Annotated in this window: 14 protein-coding genes; 9 read left to right on the forward strand and 5 right to left on the reverse strand. The window is 65.5% G+C overall.

What is annotated here, in order from left to right; all coding sequences use genetic code 11:
* The first annotated feature begins 85 nt into the window (after positions 1-85).
* The 4 genes from RBJ75_RS18440 (at position 86) to RBJ75_RS18455 (ending at position 5,371) form a co-directional block, all read left to right on the forward strand.
* Positions 86-2,116: a sensor histidine kinase gene (locus RBJ75_RS18440; RefSeq protein ID WP_234707469.1), complete on the forward strand. Its 2,031-nt coding sequence runs from the start codon at positions 86-88 to the stop codon at positions 2,114-2,116.
* Positions 2,086-3,831, forward strand: coding sequence for a DUF3369 domain-containing protein (locus RBJ75_RS18445; RefSeq protein WP_044414561.1), 1,746 nt, complete (start codon positions 2,086-2,088; stop codon positions 3,829-3,831). The genes RBJ75_RS18440 and RBJ75_RS18445 overlap by 31 nt, the downstream gene beginning before the upstream one ends.
* Entirely contained in the window at positions 3,828-4,568 is a 741-nt protein-coding gene (locus RBJ75_RS18450) for a response regulator (protein WP_044414560.1), read from the forward strand. The genes RBJ75_RS18445 and RBJ75_RS18450 overlap by 4 nt, the downstream gene beginning before the upstream one ends.
* A gap of 191 nt (positions 4,569-4,759) precedes the next feature.
* Positions 4,760-5,371 (forward strand): sigma-70 family RNA polymerase sigma factor, encoded by a 612-nt coding sequence (locus RBJ75_RS18455; RefSeq protein ID WP_044414559.1) that lies wholly within the window; start codon positions 4,760-4,762, stop codon positions 5,369-5,371.
* Between the two features lie 453 nt (positions 5,372-5,824).
* Here the strand turns inward: RBJ75_RS18455 and RBJ75_RS18460 are convergent, their stop codons facing one another.
* Together RBJ75_RS18460 and RBJ75_RS18465 are read right to left on the reverse strand one after the other, a co-directional pair.
* Positions 5,825-6,577, reverse strand: coding sequence for a F0F1 ATP synthase subunit A (locus RBJ75_RS18460; RefSeq protein ID WP_044414558.1), 753 nt, complete (start codon positions 6,575-6,577; stop codon positions 5,825-5,827).
* A gap of 90 nt (positions 6,578-6,667) precedes the next feature.
* Positions 6,668-7,765, reverse strand: a complete 1,098-nt coding sequence (locus RBJ75_RS18465; protein WP_044414557.1) for a helix-turn-helix domain-containing protein — start codon at positions 7,763-7,765, stop codon at positions 6,668-6,670.
* Positions 7,766-8,058: 293 nt separating this feature from the next.
* On the opposite strand from RBJ75_RS18465, the gene RBJ75_RS18470 reads away from it, so the two are divergent.
* From RBJ75_RS18470 to RBJ75_RS18480, 3 genes are read left to right on the forward strand one after another with little or no spacing between them, the layout of a single operon-like run.
* The gene (locus RBJ75_RS18470) at positions 8,059-9,465 is read left to right on the forward strand and encodes a cytochrome ubiquinol oxidase subunit I (RefSeq protein WP_044414562.1); all 1,407 of its coding nucleotides are present in this window, start codon (positions 8,059-8,061) and stop codon (positions 9,463-9,465) included.
* Between the two features lie 9 nt (positions 9,466-9,474).
* Complete coding sequence (cydB, locus tag RBJ75_RS18475) at positions 9,475-10,491, forward strand: cytochrome d ubiquinol oxidase subunit II (RefSeq protein WP_044414556.1); 1,017 nt, start codon at positions 9,475-9,477, stop codon at positions 10,489-10,491.
* The gene (locus RBJ75_RS18480) at positions 10,488-10,616 is read left to right on the forward strand and encodes a DUF2474 family protein (RefSeq protein ID WP_152647786.1); all 129 of its coding nucleotides are present in this window, start codon (positions 10,488-10,490) and stop codon (positions 10,614-10,616) included. The genes cydB and RBJ75_RS18480 overlap by 4 nt, the downstream gene beginning before the upstream one ends.
* A 248-nt stretch (positions 10,617-10,864) precedes the next feature.
* On the opposite strand, the gene RBJ75_RS18485 is transcribed toward RBJ75_RS18480, so the two are convergent.
* The gene (locus RBJ75_RS18485; RefSeq protein WP_044414555.1) at positions 10,865-12,004 is read right to left on the reverse strand and encodes an acyl-CoA dehydrogenase family protein; all 1,140 of its coding nucleotides are present in this window, start codon (positions 12,002-12,004) and stop codon (positions 10,865-10,867) included.
* Between the two features lie 180 nt (positions 12,005-12,184).
* A complete protein-coding gene (locus RBJ75_RS18490) occupies positions 12,185-13,369 on the reverse strand; it encodes an acyl-CoA dehydrogenase family protein (RefSeq protein WP_044414554.1) in 1,185 nt (394 codons plus the stop codon).
* Between the two features lie 158 nt (positions 13,370-13,527).
* Between RBJ75_RS18490 and RBJ75_RS18495 the strand changes: the two genes are divergently transcribed.
* Entirely contained in the window at positions 13,528-14,073 is a 546-nt protein-coding gene (locus tag RBJ75_RS18495) for a carboxymuconolactone decarboxylase family protein (protein ID WP_044414553.1), read from the forward strand.
* A gap of 168 nt (positions 14,074-14,241) precedes the next feature.
* On the forward strand, positions 14,242-14,739 hold the full coding sequence (locus tag RBJ75_RS18500) for a VOC family protein (protein ID WP_044414552.1): 498 nt from the start codon (positions 14,242-14,244) through the stop codon (positions 14,737-14,739).
* Positions 14,740-15,354: 615 nt separating this feature from the next.
* Here the strand turns inward: RBJ75_RS18500 and RBJ75_RS18505 are convergent.
* Positions 15,355-16,593, reverse strand: a complete 1,239-nt coding sequence (locus RBJ75_RS18505) for an MFS transporter (RefSeq protein ID WP_044416215.1) — start codon at positions 16,591-16,593, stop codon at positions 15,355-15,357.
* Between the last annotated feature and the right edge of the window lie 156 nt (positions 16,594-16,749).

A 16,749-nucleotide genomic window follows, 5' to 3' on the forward strand; every position in this document is an offset into this window, starting at 1 on the left:
TCTGATTGAACCATCCGCAGGATGAACTGAATTGGTACTTGTCACACCGCGTCAGGACGACGGCAGCGAACCGGCCAGGCTGGCGGTGCGCGACAACGGCATCGTCCGGCTGGTGCGCGCGGTACCGATCCGCTGGCGCATCCTGTCGATCGTCGCGCTGAATTCCGCGGTGGTGCTGGTGCTGGCCAGCCTGATCTGGAGCGGCGCCAAGGTGCTGAGCACGGCCTGGTCCGACGTCCGCCAGGTACGGGCGTCCGACCAGATTCTGGCCTTGCTGGAAAGCGAGACCGGGCGGCTGCAGAACCTGATCCACCGCTACATCAACCAGCCGAGCCCGGATCTGTTCGCCGAGATCCTGCTGCTGCGCGAGGCCGTGCTCGGCACGCTGAGCACGCGGGCCTCCGCCGACCCGATCCTGTCGGGTTCGGTCGAGCAGCTCGAACGCGTCACCGAGCGCTTCCTCAACGGCTTCGGCGATTTGCGCGCGCTGCAGGGCAAGATCAACGCCACCTATGAGAAGCAGGTACAGGGACCGGCGCGCGACATCGCCGGGCTGTATTCGATCATCGAGGGCGCCACCGCCCGGCGCGAGGACCCGATCTGGCCGGCGCTCGGCAAGTCGCGCGAGGCCTTCACGGCGATGCTGGTGGCGGCCAATTCCTACTACCTGTCGCTGTCGAAAACCGCCGCCGAGACCGCCAGCCGCAACACCGCCATCATCGAGCGCACCGTCCCGGTGATGATCGAGCTCGCCGACAACGACCTGCAGAAGATGGCGCTGCAGCGCCTGAAGGAGCGCGTCGTGGCGCTGCGCGACGGTCTCGAGCAATTGTCGGAGCTGCTCGCCAGCCGCAGCGACCTCTTGCGCAATTCGATCGACGCCAGCCAGGCCGCGACTATCGGGGCGATCGACGGATTGTCGATCAAGATGCGCCAGCGCGAGCAGAAGGCCCAGGAGACCTTCGACCGGACGTTGGCCGACATCTCCCACAAGGTGCTGTCGATCGCGGTGATCTTCCTCGGCATCATCATGGCGGTGGGGACCGTGATCGCGCTCAGCATCCGGCTGCCGCTGCAGCAGATTCTGGCGTCGATGCACGCCATTACCGGCGGCGACTACGGCCGCCGCGTCGCCGGCACCACTGCCCGCGACGAGGTCGGCGCGATGGCGCGCGCGGTCGAGGTGTTCCGCGAAAACGCCATCGACAAGCGCCGCGCCGAGGACGATTTGCGCGCCTCCAAGGAAAGGGCCGAGAGCGCGCTGCTGGAGCTCAACGCCGCGCAGCAGAACCTGATCGACGCCGAGCGGCTGGCGGCGCTGGGCGGGCTGGTCGCCGGCGTCGCCCATGAGGTCAACAATCCGATCGGCATCAGCCTCACGGTGGCGTCGAGCTTCGCCCGCAAGGCCAGCCTGTTCGAGGACGAGCTGAAATCCGCCACGCCGCTGCGGCGCTCGCAGCTCGAGGAATTCGTCCGCAGCGCCCGCGACGCCGCCCAGCAGCTGGTGGGAAACCTGCAGCGCGCCGCCGAGCTGATCCAGTCGTTCAAGCAGGTCGCGGTCGACCGCTCCCATGCCGAGCGCCGGCAATTCAGCCTGCACGAGGCCACCGACCAGATCGTCGCCAGCCTGCGGCCGGTGCTGAAGCGCTCCTCGATCAGCCTCACCATCGAGGTGCCCGAAAACCTGATGATCGACGGCTATCCCGGCTCCTACGGGCAGATTCTCACCAATCTGTTCCTCAACGCCGCCAACCACGCCTTCCCGGACGGTCGGCCCGGCACGATCACGATGTCGGCCAAACCGCGCGGCGCCGACGACATCGAGATCATCTTCGCCGATGACGGCGCCGGCATGACCCCGGAGGTGCAGCGCCAGGCCTTCGATCCGTTCTTCACCACCCGGCGCAACGAGGGCGGCACCGGGCTCGGCCTGCACATCGTCTACAACCTGGTGACCCAGCAACTCGGCGGCCGCATGATGCTGGAATCAAGGCTGGGACAAGGCACCACCTTTCGCATTATCATGCCGCGGACCGCCACTGGCGGGACCAGCGACGCCGATCCAGCAATCGACGGAAACCTGCTATGGCCGACCAGGACGACATCCTCCAGCTGATCGAAGACAGCGGCCCGGCGCCGGACCCGTGCAACGCGCGGCGCTGGAAGATCGCGGTGATCGACGACGACCACGCGGTCCATGAGGGCACCAGGTTCGCGCTCAGCGACTATTCGTTGAACGGCCAGGGCCTCGAGATCCTGTCGGCCTATTCGGCGGCCGAGGGCCAGGTGCTGATGCGCCAGCATCCCGATATCGCCGCGGTGCTGCTCGACGTCATCATGGAGACCGACGCCGCCGGGCTCGAACTGGTCGAGTACATCCGCAACGACATCAAGAACGAGACCGTGCGCATCATCCTGCGCACCGGCCAGCCCGGCCAGGCGCCGGAGCGCCGGGTGATCGTCGACTACGACATCAACGACTACAAGGCCAAGACCGAGCTGACCGCCGACAAGCTGTTCACCTCGCTGACCGCGGCGCTGCGCAGCTACCAGCAGCTCGAGCGCATGGTGCAGACAAGGCGCGGGCTGGAAATCATCATCGACGCGGCCTCGACGCTGTACGATTTCAAATCGATGCAGCGGCTCGCCGAAGGCGTGCTGACGCAGATCGCCTCGCTGCTCAATGTCGACTGCGCCGGAATCCTGGTGCTGCGCGACAGCGGCGCGACCAGCGACGATTTCTCGGTGCTGGCCGGCTCCGGCTGCTACAGCCGCTTCATCGGCCGCGGCGGCCCGCATCCGCTCGATCCCGATCTGCGGCAGATGGTCGAGGAGGCGTTCCGCCGCCGCCAGCACGAATTCGCCGACCATCGCACCGTGCTCTATATCCGCACCGGCAGCGGCCGCGAGGTGGTCGTGCTGCTGCAGTCCGAACGCGAATTGTCCGACACCGACCGCGCGCTGGTGGAAATCTTCGGCAGCCGGCTGTCGATCGCCTTCGACAACGTCATTCTCTATCAGCAGCTGCACGAGGCCAATACCCAGCTCGAGGAGCGGGTGACGCAGCGCACCCGGGCGCTGACCCAGGCCAACCGCCGGCTGTCGTCGCAATGGCTGCGGCTGCAGCGCGCCAACGGCTTCAAGAACGAGATTCTCGGCACCGTCGCCCATGACCTGAAAAACCCGCTCGGCGTCATTCTCGGCCGCACCGAAATGCTGACCGAGCTGGTCAGCGCCGACGCCTCGAAGGAGAGCATTATCGCCCAGGTCGAGCATATCCGCGACGCCAGCCGGCGGCTGACCGCGATGGTCGACCATCTGATCTCGGACGCGATGGCCGACGCCTTCGACATCTCGATCCGCCTCGAGCCGGTCGATCTGTCCGCTTTGGTCGGCGAAGTCGCCGAGGCGAACCGGCCGCTGGCACAGAACAAGCAGCAGCAGATCGAGGTGTCGACGCCGGCGGCGCAGATCGCGCTGTGCGATTCCGACCGGATGCGGGAGGCGATCGACAATCTGGTCAGCAACGCCATCAAATACAGCCCGATCGGCGGCACCATCGCGCTGCGGGTCGACAGCAACGAGGACGGCTCGGTGATCCGCGTCACCGATCAGGGCGCCGGGCTGTCGCCGGAGGATCTCGGCCGGCTGTTCGGCCGGTTTCAGCGGCTGTCGGCGAAGCCGACCGCCGGCGAAAGCTCCACCGGGCTCGGCCTGTCGATCGTCAAGAAGATCGTCGACATGCATGGCGGCCGTGTCAGCGCCGACAGTCCCGGCCCCGGCGGCGGCGCCACCTTCACCATCATCCTGCCGACGGCGGCCGCGTCATGAGCCAGAACCCGCATATCGTCGTGGTCGACGACGAAGCCCCGGCCCGCGACATGGTCGGCGACTATCTGTCGATGCACGGCTTCACCGTGACGCTGTGCGACGGCGGCAGGAGCCTGCGCGCCGCGATCGCGGCCGCGGTGCCGGACCTTGTGGTGCTCGACCTCAACATGCCGGAGGAAGACGGGCTGTCGATCATCCGCGACCTCAAGGCGCGGACCAATGTGCCGGTGATCATGCTGACGGCGACCGCGAGCCCGATCGACCGCGTCGTCGGACTCGAACTCGGCGCCGACGATTACATCGCCAAGCCCTGCGAGCTGCGCGAATTGATGGCGCGGATCCGCTCGGTGCTGCGCCGGAGCGCGCCGGCGAAACCGGCCGCGGCGACCGGCCCCGCCGCGGCCGCGCCGGCAACCGATCGGCTGGTGCGGTTCGGCACCAAATGGCTCGATCTCGAGGCCCAGGCGCTGCGCGACGACGACGGCAATGAACACCCGCTGACGGCGTCCGAATTCGGCCTGCTCAAAGTGTTCGCCGCCAATCCGAAGCGGGTGCTGTCGCGGGAGCGGCTGCTGGAACTGGCCAATGCCCGCGACGCCGAGGCCTTCGATCGCGCCGTCGACCTGCGGATCATGCGGATCCGGCGCAAGATCGAGCCCGACCCGTCAAAACCCGCAGTGATCCGCACCATCCGGGGCGGCGGCTATCTGTTCTCGCCCGCCGTAGAGCCCGCGTAATTTCCAGTTCGCGAAATTAATCGCTGAAATTTTCGGAATTTCCGACCGAATGTGTCGTCGCAGGGCCGCCAACGAAACATCTCGGCCGGCCGACGAAACCATTTTCCACTTTTCGCGCAGACGTCCCGAAACCGAGGCTGGCTAGTAATCCTCCTAGCCAGCCGTCCAGCGGTGCATCACGGGAGCCAGCCATGCAGAACGTCATTGCCCTCAACGACGCCAGCCGCCAGGGCATCATCGCCGCACGGGCCACCACGGATGAGATGCTGCTGGTCGGCATTGCCGCCGGCGACCGCACGGCGATGCACACGCTTTACACGCGGCATCATCTGCGGGTGTTCCGTTTCATCCTGCGCATGGTGCGCGACGCCGCGGCGGCCGAGGATCTGGTCAGCCAGGTGTTTCTCGACGTCTGGCGCACCGCCGGCCAATTCGAAGGGCGCGCCCAGGTGTCGACCTGGCTGCTGTCGATCGCGCGCTTCAAGGCGCTGACCTCGCTGCGCCAGCGCCGGCACGAAGACATCGAGCAGGCCGACGTGCTCGAGATCGTCGACGGCGCCGACACGCCGGAAGCCGCGCTCGAGCGCAGCCGCACCAATGCCATTCTGCGCGCCTGCGTCGCCCAGCTGTCGGAGGCTCATCGCGAAATCATCAACCTCGTCTACTACCACGAAAAGTCGGTGGAGGAGGTCGGCCGCATCATCGGCATTCCGCAGAGCACGGTGAAGACCCGGATGTTCTATGCCCGCAAGCAGCTCGCCGAATTGCTCAAGCGCCACGGCATCGAAAACCTCGCGGCGTGAGCGGACAGGCGCGCGCCCGTCGCGGGCAATCGCGATGATGCGGACCATTTTGGTACACCATTAAAATTTGGAAACCATTGCCGCCGGATCGCCGCAATCTTTGATGGCGGCGGCACAAAATGAGCCGACCGCAGACATAAAGTGGAAAGACTTCGGCGCTAGAAATCTCGCTACCAATACGGCCGAGGTCTGCCCGATCTCAGGCGACGGCATTCCCCGCCGCCCGCTGATTCAGTCAACCTAAGCCTCCAGCGACCCGGACGAGGTGCCCCTCGTCCGGGTTTTGCTGTTTCTGGCAGGTGGTTCTGGTGCGCGACAGGCGATCCGGCATTGGCCGCGCGGCGTCACGGATTTGGATCGGAATCGAAGCTGCCGGTGCCGCTCGGCATCGACCGGACCGCAACAGCGGCCGTTCTGCATTTCCCGATATCACCGCCAAAGCTGCGCGCGGATTCAGTGGCCCGGATGGATCGCATTGCGAAGATAGATGCAGGTCAGCACGGCGAAGACATAGGCTTGCAGAAACGCCACCAGCAGTTCCAACGCCGTCAATGCGACCGTCAGCGCAAGCGGAAACACCGCGCCGACGATGCCGACGGCTCCGAAGGAGCCGAGCATGCCGACAAAACCGGCGAATACTTTCAATGCGATATGGCCAGCAAGCAGGTTCGCGAACAGGCGCACCGAATGCGACACCGGCGTCAGCAGAAACGTGAGGATCTCGATCGGGACTACGATCGGGAGCACATAGACCGCAACGCCTGATGGCACGAACAACTTGAAGAAGCTCAGACCGTTCCGATAGAGGCCGTAGAACAGCACAATGAAGAACACCAACAGCGCCAGGGCGGCAGTCACGATCAAATGGCTGGAGACCGTGAATGTGTAGGGAACGATCCCGATCAGGTTCGAAACGCAGACGAATGAGAATAACGAAAACACCAGCGGGAAGAATTTCATCCCTTCAGGGCCAGCGGTACTCCTGACCATGTCCGCCACGAATTGATAACAAAGCTCGGCCATCGATTGAAAGCGCCCAGGGACAAGCTGCCGCTTGGCGACACCGCCAATCATGACCAGCGCGATCATGGCCACCGACAAAAACATGTAGGCTGACGAGTTGGTGAAGGAGATTTCCTGTCCGCCGATATGGCCGATCACGAACAGGCTGCTGATATTGAACTGATGAATGGGGTCGATCGCCATGCGCCGCTCCGGATCGCTACCGTCATCGGGGATTTTGGCGGATCGGTCGGAGGCAGGCTTATCGAATTCTGAAATCGCCTGATCGAATTGTCAGTTCGATCGATCGGTCGCCGCGATGGCGCCGGTCGGCCGCCCGGCGAGGGCGATCTGCCGGAATTCGGTCGGCGTCACGCCGGCGTCTGCCTTGAAGGCGCGGTTGAACGGCGTGACGGACTGGAAGCCGGCATCCAGGGCAATCGTCAAGATCGGAACGTCGATCTGCTTGGGATCCGCCAAGGCCGCCTTGGCCTCGTCGATTCGGTAGCGATTGACGAAGGCGTTGAAATTGCGGTGGCCCAGGTCCTGATTGATCAGCGTTCGCAAGCGATGTTCGGGCAGGCCGAGCTTGACCGCCAGCGCGGCGATGGTCAGGCCTTCCTGCCGATAGGCCCGCTCGACCCGCATCAGATTGTCCAACCGCCGCAGCCAGGCCGGATTCGACGGGGCCAACCCGGCCCGCGCCGCCACCGCCGTATTGCGCGCGACGTGCGCAACTGCACCGGCCGGCGCCGGTTGCGCCATGAATTGCGGAAACGAGGTCCATACGCCGAGCAATGCCAGCACACCGAGACCGAAGGCAGAACCAAGACTGACGGAATCCCAAGAAATCGCGGCGAGCCCGAAGGCGGCGTTGACGACACAGAACGCCGTCCCCAACAGCAAAGAGGCGATCAGCGATCTGCGGTGGCCCGCAACCAGATCGGCGCGCCAGCCTGGCAGTGTCTGCGTCGCAGCCAGCAGGGCGAGCCCCATCGAGGCCAGGGCAAACAGACGGCCGCTTGTTGCGCTGAGCGGCAGCGACACCGTCGATCCGCAATAGGCGAACAGGCCGAGCCCGGCGACGAGCAGCCAGATCGCCAAGTGGTAAGGCCGCACGGAAAATCCGTTGCTGAAGACGGCCAGCGCCCACAACCAGAAGATCACCGGCAAGCCAGTAAAGAGCATCACAAGCGGCGCGGTCCAGCCGAACCTCCCCAGAGGAAAGAACGGCGCGGTCGAAATCGCGAAGGCGGCCACTCCCACGCAAAGGGCGATGCGCAGCAGCGTCAGCGTGCGGAATGGGCGATCGCGCAGCAGGAGCGCGCAGACGATCAGAGCCAAGCCAACGGCAGCGCCGCGCAGACCGAGATCAAGGGCCGTCAACGCCATCGCAACAGTCGCCTTCCGCCTCTTCAGAATTCGGCCGCCGAGGTCAGGCTAGCGCCTTCACGGCTCGGGATAAAGTGAATTTGGTCGCAACTGTTCTGCGGTATCGCACTGCGGAGGTTTCGAGCTAAAGGCGACGTGACACAAGTTGGTGAGCCGCGCGATCGATCTTGCCAAAGCCTTCAGTTCAGCTGGTTTCTCGCATTCCCAACACGGCAGCATCGCGTCCTGCGCAATATCAACGTCGTGGACCCTGTGTTATACGCGCGGCGTTATCACAACGACGGATGGCCTTGATGTTCGACGGTTTGGATGCGGTGGTGCTGGCGCGGGCGCAATTTGCCTTCACGATGTCGTTCCACATTATCTTTCCCGCGTTCTCGATCGGGCTGGCCTCCTATCTGGCGGTGCTGGAAGCGCTGTGGCTGTGGACCGGCCGCGAGGTCTTCATCAACCTGTTCAATTACTGGATGAAGATCTTCGCCATCGCCTTCGGCATGGGCGTGGTCTCCGGTATCGTGATGTCGTACCAGTTCGGCACCAACTGGTCGGCGTTCTCCGACAAGACCGGCCCGGTGCTCGGGCCGTTGATGGCCTATGAGGTGTTGACCGCGTTCTTCCTCGAGGCCGGCTTCCTCGGCGTGATGCTGTTCGGCCTCGAACGCGTCGGACACAAATTGCATTTCGTCGCCACGCTGATGGTGGCGATCGGCACGCTGATCTCGGCGTTCTGGATTCTGTCGGCCAATTCCTGGATGCAGACGCCGGCCGGCTACGCCGTCAACGCCGACGGCCAGTTCATCGCGCTGGACTGGTTCAAGCTGATCTTCAACCCGTCCTTTCCCTATCGGCTGCTGCACATGGTGCTGGCGGCATATCTGACCACCGCTTTGGTGGTCGGCGCGGTCGGCGCCTATCACCTGCTGCGCGACCGGTTCAAGCCGGGCCCGCGGATGATGTTCTCGATGGCGATGTGGATGCTGACGGTGGTGGCGCCGCTGCAGATCCTCGCCGGCGACCAGCACGGCCTCAACACGCTCGAGCATCAGCCCGCCAAGGTGATGGCGATGGAAGGCCATTATCAAAGCCATCCCGACGGCGCGCCGCTGATCCTGTTCGGCCTGCCGGACCAGGACGCCGCAATGGTGCGCTATGCGCTGCAGATCCCCAAATTGTCGTCGCTGATCCTGAAACATTCGCTGGATGCGCCGCTCGCCGGGCTCGACACCATCCCGCGCCAGGACTGGCCGCCGGTGCCGATCACCTTCTGGTCGTTCCGGGTGATGATTGCGCTTGGCTTCCTGATGCTGGGGCTCGGCCTGTTCAGCCTGTGGGCGCGCTGGCGCGGCCGGCTGTTCGAGTCGCGGCTGCTGCATGGCTTCGCGCTGACGATGGGACCGGCCGGCTTCGTCGCGGTGCTGGCCGGCTGGATCACCACCGAGACCGGGCGGCAGCCCTTCACCGTATTCGGCCTGCTGCGCACCGTGGACTCGGTCTCGCCGCTGGCGGCGCCCGCGGTGGCGTGGTCGCTGATCGGCTTCATCATCGTGTATTTCGCGGTGTTCGCCGCCGGCGTGATCTATATCCTGCGGCTGATGTCGCAGCCGCCGCATCACGGCGAACAGGGCCCGCGCGGCGACACCCCGGATCGCGCCGCCGGCATCACGCCGGCGCCGGCGATCGCCTCGAAAAGATTGGGCTAGGCCATGGGGATGGGATTGGACATCAATTTCGATCTGGCCACGGTGTGGGCCTTCATCATCGCCTTCGCGGTGTTCGTCTATGTGGTGATGGACGGCTTCGATCTCGGGCTCGGGATGCTGTTTCCGCTGTTTCCCCACAAGGCCGACCGCGACGTGATGATGAACTCGGTGGCGCCGGTATGGGACGGCAACGAGACCTGGCTGGTGCTGGGCGGCGGCGGGCTGATGGCGGCGTTTCCGCTGGCCTATGCGGTGCTGATGCCGGCGCTGTACACGCCGATGATCGCGATGCTGCTCGGGCTCGTGTTCCGCGGCGTCGCCTTCGAATTCCGCTGGCGCACCAAGCGCGAGCGCAACCGCTGGGACGTCGCCTTCGCGGGCGGCTCACTGCTGGCGACGATGGCGCAGGGCGTGGCGCTCGGCGCCATCCTGCAGGGCGTCGTGGTCGACGGCCGGCAATATGGCGGCGGTTGGTGGGACTGGCTGACGCCGTTCAGCGTGCTCACCGGCCTGGCGCTGGTCACCGGCTATAGTCTGCTCGGCGCCACCTGGATGGTGATGAAGACCACGGGCGAGCTGCGCGAGAAGGCCTACCGGCTGAGCTGGTGGCTGCTGATGGCGATGCTGATCGCGATCGGCGCCGTCAGCATCGCCACGCCGCTGCTCAATATCGAATATGCCAATCGCTGGTTCGCCTGGCCGAATATTCTGGCCACCGCGCCGGTGCCGGTCGCGGTCGCGGCCGTGACCTTCCTGCTGCTGCGCAGCCTGAAGGCCCGGCAGGACTATCGGCCGTTCTTCCTGTCGCTGACGCTGTTCGCGCTGGCCTATGCGGGGCTCGGCATTTCGATGTGGCCCTATATCGTGCCGCGCAGCATCACCATCTGGCAGGCGGCGGCGCCGGAGAACAGCCAGGTGTTCATGCTGTTCGGCGTCGCCGTGCTGGTGCCGATCATCCTGATCTACACCGCCTGGGCCTATTGGGTGTTTCGCGGCAAGGTCGACGCCGAAAGCGGCTACCATTGAGGCCGCCCGAACCACAACGCCCGCTGTCGCGGCGCTTATTATGGTTCGTCGGATTGTGGGCCGCCGGCGTCGGCGCCGTGGCGCTGGTCTCGCTGCTGCTGCGGCTGTGGATCGCGCCGGGCTGAGCCGAGGCGGCACGCCGGCCGCATTGGATAGGCCCGTCGATCAGGTGGCGCACGGGGCGCCATCGCCGGATCATGTCGCGAGGCGCGCCATCCCCACAGTGTCATCGCCCGGCTTGACCGGGCGACCCAGTATTCCAGAGCGCCTGCGATAAACAACAGGCGCTCTGCAATACTGGGCCACCCGCTTTCGCGGGTGGTGACGTTTTTTTTGTCGCGCCGCTATCGTCGTCTCGATCGCCCTTCGGCGTTCAGTAATTCTTCAGCCGCGCCAATTGGTCGGCGTGGAAGTTGCTGTCGCCGAACAATTCCTGGCACACTCGCGCGCGCTTCATGAAGAAGCCGATGTCGAACTGGTCGGTCATGCCCATGCCGCCATGCATCTGCACGCCTTCCTGCACCGCCAGCGTCGCGGTGGTGCCGGCGCGGGCCTTGGCGACCGCAACGGCTGCCGCCGCATGATCGAAATCGGCGTCCAGCGTCTGCAGCGCTTTGAGCACCGCGGCGCGCGTGATCTCGATCTCGGTATACAGATGCGCGGCGCGGTGCTGCAGCGCCTGGAATTCGCCGATCAATTTGCCGAACTGCTTGCGCTCTTTCAGATAGGTCACGGTGCGGCCGAACACCTCCTCGGAGACGCCGACCATTTCGGATGCCACCGCGCCGCGCCCGACATTGAGAATGCCCTCGAGCAGCGCGCCGCCCTGATCGAGTTCGCCGAGCACGCTGTCGGCGTCGACCTCGACATTGTCGAATTCGATCCGCGCCGCATTGTGCGAATCCACCATCGCGGTGCGCTCCAGCGCAATGCCTTTGGTTTTCGGATCGACCAGGAACAGCGTCAGCCCGGCATCGTCGCCCGGTTGGCCGGCGCTGCGCGCTGCCACGATCAGCAGATCGGCGACATGGCCATCGACCACGAAGGCCTTGGCGCCGCTCAGCTTGAAGCCGTTGCCGGAGCGCACCGCCTGCATCGCGGTCTGCAACGGCCGGTGCTTGGCGCCCTCGTCGATGGCGAGCGCGGCCAGCAGCGAGCCGTCGGCGATCTTCGGCAGATGCTCGGATTTCTGCGCCGCCGAGCCGCCGCGAGTGAGCGCCGAGGCCGCCAGCACCGCGGTCGCCAGAAACGGCGACGGCATCAGGTTCCGACCGATCTCCTCCATCACCACGCCGGCCTCGACGCAGCCCAAGCCCGAGCCGCCGAATTCATCCGGCACCAGCAGGCCGGAAAATCCCATCTCGGCGAAATTCTTCCACAGCGCGCGGGAGAAGCCGGTGGCGTCATTGTCGTCGCGCAGCTTGCGTAAGTGCGCCACCGGCGCGTTGTCGCCGATAAAGCCGCGCGCCGACTCGCGCAGCATGGTTTGTTCTTCATTGAGGACGAGGGCCATGATTTGATCCGGTCTCTTGTGATCGAGGTTGAAGTCTATCGATTCGTCATTCCGGGGCGCGAGCCGCAGGCGAGCGAACCCGGAATCTTGCGGCAATCGAAACGCCGCGGCGTGTTGCGAGATTCCGGGTTCACTCGCAGCTATCGCTGCTCGCGCCCCGGAATGACGGAGGCGGTGTGACTACGCCCCCGGCAGATCGAGGATGCGCTTGGCGACGATGCCGAGCATCACCTCGCTGGTGCCGCCTTCGATCGAATTGGCCTTGGTGCGCAGCCAGGCGCGCGGGCGCGCGCCCTGTTTGGAGCGTTCGCTGTCCCATTCCAGCGCGTCGATGCCGCCGGCCGACATCAGGATCTCGTGGCGGCGCTTGTTCAATTCGGTGCCGTAATATTTCATCGCCGAGGAAAACGCCGGATGGCCCTGGCCGGCCTTGGCCAGATCGACCGCGCGCTCCGCCGCGCAGGCCAGCGCCGCCTCGTCGATCTCGAACGACGCGATCTGGCCGCGCAGGATCGGATCTTCCAGCCGGCCCTGCTCGTCGCTCCCGATCGAATCCGCCGCGATCTGGCCGAGCGGCCGCGCCGCGCCGCGCTCGCCCATCCCGGAGATCATCGCGCGCTCGTGCTGCAGCAGATATTTCGCCACGTCCCAGCCGCGATTGACGGTGCCGACCACATGGGACTTCGGCACCCGGACGCCGTCGAAGAAGGTCTCGCAAAATGGCGATTTGCCGGAGATCAGCAGGATCGGCTTGGTCGACACCCCGGGCGAAGTCATGTCGAACAGGATGAAGCTGATGCCGTCATGCTTCTTGGCGCTGCTATCGGTACGCACCAGGCAGAAGATCCAGTCCGCGTAATTGGCGTAGGAGGTCCAGATCTTCGAGCCGGTGATCAGGAAATCGTCGCCGTCGCTGATCGCGCGGGTCTGCAGCGAGGCCAGATCGGAGCCGGCATTGGGCTCCGAATAGCCCTGGCACCAGCGGATTTCGCCGCGCGCGATCTTCGGCAGGTATTCCTGCTTCTGCTCCTCGGTGCCGTATTTCAACAGCGCCGGCCCGAGCATCCAGATTCCGAATGACGACAGCGGCGAGCGCGCGCCGATCGCCGCCATCTCCTCGCGCAGCACCTTGACCTCGGCGCCATCCAGCCCGCCGCCGCCATATTCCTTGGGCCAGTCCGGCACGGTCCAGCCCTTGTCGCGCATCCGCTCGAACCAGACCCGCTGCGGCTCCGAGGTGAAGACGGCGTTGCGGCCACCCCAATAAGTGTCCTCGTCATTCTGCATCGGCAGCCGCATCTCGGGCGGACAATTGGCGGCAAGCCAGGCGCGGGTCTCGCTGCGAAACTGGTCGAGATCGGGCATCGGACGTTCCCCTTGTGCATTGTTGGCCGGACCTTAGCGACGGCGAGGCGAAATTCAACATCTCTCTCGGGCTGGCGCGATGTGATAGGCAGAACGCAGCCGGTCCGTGCGCGGGCCGCGACGCGCAAGAGACGCGCAAGAACAACAGAGGAAACACCATGCGCCTGACACTGCTTTCGCCTGGCGAAATGTCCGCGGACCAGAGACAGACCTATGACGAATCGATCGCCTCCAAGCGCGGCAGCCCGCCGCCGCCGATGATGGCCTGGCTCAATTCGCCGGAGATGGCGCGGCACGCCACAAGGCTCGGCGCGGTGCTGCGCTACGACACCTCGTTTCCGGCCAAATTGTCGGAGATCGCCATCCTCGTCACGGCGCGGCACTGGACCGCGCATTACGAATGGTACGCCCACAAGCGCCTGGCGCTGGCCGGCGGGATGGACCCGGCGATCATCGAGGACATCCGCCAGCGCCGCACGCCCACATTCGACGATCCGAAAGCGCAGATGATCTACGATCTGGCCAAATCGCTGCATGAGGGCCACGGCGTGGCGCAGGGCCTGTATGACGAGGCCGTGCAGGTGATCGGCGAACGCGGCATCGTCGAGATCATCGGATTGTGCGGCTACTACACCATGGTGTCGATGACGCTGAACACCTTCGAATTCGACCTGCCGGACGGCGAAGTGTCGGAATTGAACTGACCTTCCGTGTCCCGGGCGCGATGCGGTATTCTTCATGCCGCGTCGCAGAACCGGGACCCCGCTTCACAAGCACCCACCACAGCGGGCCCCGGTCCAGCAGCGCACCACGCCGCGGCACGTTGCGCAGCATCCGGGGCACGCATACATCTCCGCCGTCAGGAGCACCTCATGTCAGACACCACCACACCAATCGCCGCCGGCACAAGGATCGGCCATGTCCATCTCAAGGTCGCTGATCTGCAGCGCGCGCTCGGCTTTTATTGCGGCGTGCTCGGCTTTGAACTGATGCAGCGGATCGGCGATCAGGCGGCGTTCATTTCCGCCGGCGGCTATCATCATCACATCGGGCTCAATACCTGGGAGAGCAAGGGCGGCTCGCCGCCGCCGCCTGGCACCACCGGGCTGTTTCACACCGCGATCCTGTATCCGAGCCGCGCCGCGCTGGCGGATGCGCTGTATCGGGTTTTGCAGGCCGGCATCCAGCTCGACGGCGCCAGCGACCACGGCGTCAGCGAGGCTCTTTACTTGCGCGATCCCGACCACAATGGCGTCGAATTGTATCGCGACCGCCCGCAGGCCGAATGGCCGCGCCAGCCGGATGGCGCGTTGGCGATGGTGACCCGCAGGCTCGATCTCGACGACCTGCTCAGCCAGCGCGAGGGCTGAGCACACACCCTCATCCCGAGGAGCGCGCACTGGCGCGCGTCTTGCGGGATGCGGCCTCATGGTTCGAGACGCCCGCCAACAGGCGGGCTCCTCACCATGAGGAGCATCGCTGTCGCCGCGGACACCGAAATAACCACATCCGGTCATTCCGGGGCACGAGCAGCGTCAGCTGCGAGTGAACCCGGAATCTCGCCGCCGTTGCAAGATTCCGGGTGACGCGTCGATGTCCGACGCGAGCGGCAGCGCACACCCTCATCCCGAGGAGCGCGCATTTGCGCGCGTCTTGCGGGATGCGGCCTCATGGTTCGAGACGCCCGCCAACAGGCGGGCTCCTCACCATGAGGATCGACGCTGTCGCCGCGGACACCGAAATAACCACATCCGGTCATTCCGGGGCACGAGCAGCGTCAGCTGCGAGTGAACCCGGAATCTCGCCGCCGTTGCAAGATTCCGGGTGACGCGTCGATGTCCGACGCGAGCGGCAGCGCACACCCTCATCCCGAGGAGCGCGCATTTGTGCGCGTCTCGAGGGATGCGGCCTCATGGTTCGAGACGCCCGCCACAGGCGGGCTCCTCACCATGAGGAGCATCGCTTCCGCATCGGCAGCGCAGCGGTCAGAGCACGGAGTCTGGGAGCTGCGCCGCCCGCGCCGCGCGCCGTTTCGAAAAGCCGACCAATGCCAGCATTGTCAGACCGATCAGCACCGGCGGAAACACCACCAGATTGACGGTGGTCCAGCCGTAATTGGCCAGCAACTGTCCGGACGAGAACGACCCCAGCGCCATCACGCCGAAGATCAGAAAATCGTTGAAGGCCTGCACCTTGTTGCGCTCGTTGGGCCGGTGGGTTTCCAGCACCAGCGCCGAGGCGCCGACGAAGGACAGGTTCCAGCCGATTCCGAGCACGATCAGCGTGCCCCAGAAATGCGCCGTGGTGATCCCGGTGATGCCGATCAGCGCGCCGGCGGCTTCCAGCAACAGGCCGGCGGCAACCACGCGCGGGGCGCCGAACGCCGCGATCAGCGAGCCGGTGAAAAAGCTCGGCCCGTACATCGCCACGATGTGCCACTGGATGCCGTAATTGGAATCGCTGACGCTGAGCCCGCACATCTGCATCGCCAGTGGCGCCGAGGTCATCACCAGATTCATCATCGGATAGGAGACGATGCCGCAGACCGCCGCCGCGATGAAGCGCGGCTGCCGCACGATCGCCAGCAGCGGCCGCCCGCCATGCAGATCGCGCGGCGCCGGCTTCGGCAGGTCGACACCCGACAGCACCGCCATCGCGATCAGCGCCACCGCGGCCTGCACCAGGAAGCTGAAGGCGAACAGATAAGGCGGCCAGATATCCATGGTCCACTGCACCAGTTGCGGACCGAGCACGCCGGCGAACACCCCGCCGGCCATCACCCACGACATTGCCTTGGGGCGATAGGCCACGCTGGCGCCGTCGGCGGCGGCGAAGCGATAGGATTGCGACACCGAGCCATACAGCCCGCCGAGAAAGGTGGCGCAGCAAAACAGCGCGAATGAGCCGTGCAGGATCGCATAGGCGCCGAGCAGGCCGGTGAGCATGCCGCAGCCGGTGCCGATCGTGAAGGCGACGCGGCGGCCATAGCGCCGCGAGATCGCGCCGGTCGGCAGCGTGCCGGCGGCCAGGCCCAGCACATACATCGACAGCGGCACGGTGGCGTAGGCGATGTTCGGCGCCAGCGTCGCGCCGACGATCGAGCCGGTGGCGAAGATCACCGCCGAATTGGCGCCGGTCAGCGCCTGGGCGGCGGCCAGCCGCCGCACATTCGACCGCGCCCGCGCATCGTCGGGAATGTCATCGATCGCCGCCACGTCAACCATCGGCCATTCCGCCCCGTTGCCAGCCGGTTCCCGATGGGCCGCGCTGAATTGCCGGCACTATAGGCAAGGCCGGACCGCAATCAACCAATGGAAACGGGGCCGCGCCATGCGCCGAGGCGCCGGTGCTGCCTGGAGCAAAAGCGGGGTCCCGGTTCT

This window comes from Rhodopseudomonas sp. BAL398 (assembly GCF_033001325.1).
GTDB lineage: Bacteria > Pseudomonadota > Alphaproteobacteria > Rhizobiales > Xanthobacteraceae > JARJEH01.